Here is an 819-nt window from a genome sequence, read left to right on the forward strand (position 1 = left end):
CCAGAGCAGCGCATCGAAGAATCTACTACCCCCAACAAAAACCCTGTCAGCCCAAGAAACACCGATGCCGTACCAAGTGCCTTGACACCGCCAGCAAACGCTCTGGCAAGCGCAGACAAGAACCCATAAAAATATGCTGCTATTTTGGCGGTAACCCCTATAGCCTTTAGCACTGATCCATTCAATCCACCACCAATCCGCCAAGCCCCATCCCCTTTGACGGGATCAAACACCGCATACCCCGCCCCATTCCATCCCGGCACACTGATCGGATCGGTATGGGTAATCACTTCCTTACCCGTAGCAACTGCGTCTTTGATCTCCTGAACGGTGGCGTCATCCAACCGAATGTCAGCCAAAGCGGTGGAGAGGTTCGCCTGCGTGATGTGATAGATCTTCTGCCCCTGCTGCGCCGCCTTGGAGAGCGCCTTCACCGTCGAGACCGCCTCACCAGGGTTGTCCGCGGTCACAAACATCTGCTCCGGAATCGCATGCTCCAGCGCCGAGCTGAGCGCCCCGAGCTGAAACACCAGATTGAACTTGTTCGTCCCGTCATCTGTTTGCGCGGTAATATTTAGCGCGTCGAGGTCCATCGATATTCCGCCGGTACGGATCGCATTGGGCAGCCCCCAGAAGTAATCCACCTGCGGCACATACCCGTAGGTGCCGCCGGAGGGCAGCTGCTGCATATGCGCCTTCTGCTGGAGCGTCATCACGTGGGCCAGTCCCTGACTCTCGGCGAAGTAGCCGAGGGTCCCCGCGTAGAACATGTCCCCCAGGATATCCTCCCGGGAGAGCGCCGCAAGTTGCGCCTGATCC

At 58.1% G+C, this 819-nt stretch carries 1 pseudogene; it reads right to left on the bottom strand.

Features of this window, described 5'->3' with window-relative positions:
• A pseudogene (locus ACYQ2W_RS26470) lies at positions 1-819 on the bottom strand (transglutaminase domain-containing protein); the annotation flags it as partial.

It is taken from the genome of Endothiovibrio diazotrophicus, from assembly GCF_054657215.1.